This window comes from Mycobacterium sp. (genome assembly GCF_049802695.1).
GTDB lineage: Bacteria > Actinomycetota > Actinomycetes > Mycobacteriales > Mycobacteriaceae > Mycobacterium.
In genome coordinates this window covers 1-2,141 of the sequence record NZ_JBARMY010000547.1, presented here as the reverse complement: position 1 = coordinate 2,141, position 2,141 = coordinate 1, and the positions used below count along the sequence as shown (strand labels likewise).

The 2,141-nt window shown below is 65.6% G+C and carries 2 protein-coding genes; one reads left to right on the top strand and one right to left on the bottom strand.

The window, feature by feature from the left end; translation table 11 throughout:
* Positions 1 to 1,729, bottom strand: a 1,729-nt coding sequence (locus WA317_RS21535; RefSeq protein WP_425174959.1) for a GAF domain-containing protein, incomplete at its 3' end; no start/stop codon positions are given.
* A 230-nt stretch (positions 1,730 to 1,959) separates the two neighbouring features.
* Here WA317_RS21535 and WA317_RS21530 point away from each other — a divergent pair.
* Positions 1,960 to 2,141, top strand: a 182-nt coding sequence (locus tag WA317_RS21530; protein ID WP_425174958.1) for an FAD-dependent oxidoreductase, incomplete at its 3' end; no start/stop codon positions are given.

Here is a 2,141-nt window from a genome sequence, read left to right as displayed (position 1 = left end):
CGGGTAGCCGCGCGGCGAACCGGTCCAGCCCCGCAAGAGCGGCGCGCGGGCTGGGGTGATCGAGCAGCAGCGCGCGGCAGGCGCTGCGCAACTGTCCCATCACGGTGGCCGCAGCGAGGCCGTGGCCGACACAGTCGCCGACGATCAAAGCGATGCGCCCGTCCTCCAGGTCGACGATGTCGTACCAGTCTCCGCCCACCTGTAGGGGACGGCTGGCCGCCTGGTAGCGCACCGCGAACCCGTGCGGTAGGTAAGCGGGGCCGAGGATCGCGTGCTGAAGCGCGAGCGCGGTTTCGCGCTGCTGGTCAACCTGGTGCACACGGTGCAGGCCCTGGCCGAGGCGGCCTGCCAATACGGTCAGCAGAGTCTGGTCCTCGAGGGTGAACGGCCGGCGCTCGGTCAGGTCGATCCAGACGACGAGCACACCCTCGGGATGCTGCAGGGCTATGCCCGCCGTCCCGGGCTTGGTGATGTAGGGAGTGAGTAGGTCACCGTCACGCACCGAAGTGAGCAGCTGTCGTATGTCAGACGGCAGGTCGTCCCAGTGCGCCGGCTCGCCGACCGACACCAGGCCCGGTGCGCCGGGCGTGCTTTGGGCAGAAGAGCCGTGAACGGGAAAGGTGACGGCCATGACGCGGCGGGCCCGCCATAGTCGACGTAATTCCTCAGCTGCGGCTTGCACTGCCTCGTCGACAGTGTCGGCTTGGGCGAGTTGCTGGTTGAGCGCGTGTTCGCGACCCGCCGTCAGCGCCAGCGCAATGGCAGCATGCCGGGCGAAGTCACTGACGAGCTCGAGGTAATCGTTGCCGAATGCCGGCTGCTGCGGGTTGCGTGCGACGGCAATAACTCCAAGCACCGCGTCGTCCGCGATCAGCGGCATGACGATCGCTGAGCGTTCACCGACATCGGTAAACCCCTCGATCGGATACTGGAAGGAATCAGTGATCAGCGGTATACCGCGACGCGCAACACCGCCCGTGGTGGAGCCGTCCATCGGAACCTGCCGGCCAATCACCTCCGAGGAGTAACGGCCCGCGGTGGCGGCCACGACGAGGGTGTCGACTTCGTCGGCGGGCACATCGGACTCGTTCGGAACCAACAGAATGGCCTGCTCGGCTTCAGCCAACTCCAGCGCCCGATTCACGATGAGCTGCAATGGTCCGGTCTGGGGGTCGCCGGAAAGCAGCGCTGTCGTAATCTCACGACTGGCCTTGGTCCATTTCGCCGATTCGCGTTCCCGCTCGAACATTCTCGCGTTGTCGATGGCGACCGCCGCAGCCGAGGCCAACGCCCGCACGGCGCCCTCCTGCGAATCGGAGAAAACTCGACCGGGCCGGTCGTCGGCCAGGTAGAGGTTGCCGAAATCAGCGGCACGGACGGTGATCGGTATACCGAGCAGTGCCCGTACCTGCGGTTGGTGTGCGTGCAGTCTGGCGGCCTGCGGATGTGCGCTCAGATCCGCTAAGCGGAGACCGTCGCCGACCGGCAGATCGCCGAGCCGCCACGCTGTGTCGTCGGCCATGCCCGCCGAGATGAACGAGACCAGGGCGCCGTCGGGCCCCCGGATCCCCAACGCTCCGTAGCGCACGCCGGTCAGGTCCATCGCCGCTTTGACGATTCGATGCAACGTCACATTCAGGTCTAGATTCGACCCGATCTCGACGATGACCTGCACCAGTTGTTCCAACTGGTCGCGAGCGGCCCGCAGCTCGTCAAGCTGCTCACCCATTCGAAATCACCGGGCGGCTCCGGCACAGCGCACGGAAGGCAGATTTATGCCGGTCGCTGTGCATGTTTTTCACCCTAACTCGTCTGACTCGGGTGACCTTTGCGTTCTGGGTGACTTGGCTGAGCCCCGTTGAATTACCGGAGTGACGCAGTGGGTCAGGTCGTCATTTTGGCCAGCGCCACCTGCGCCACAACCGGTCCCGGGCACATGGCCTTGTTAGGTTCAGGCGCATGGGCCAACGGATCGTTGTGGTGGGCGCGGGGATTGCAGGACTGGCCACCGCTGTCGGACTGCAACAGCGTGGGTATGAGGTCACCGTCGTCGAGGAGCGAACCGACACCTCGACGGGTGCTGCAATCAGTATCTGGCCCAACGCACTAGCCGCGCTGAACCACATCGGCTTGGGTGACGC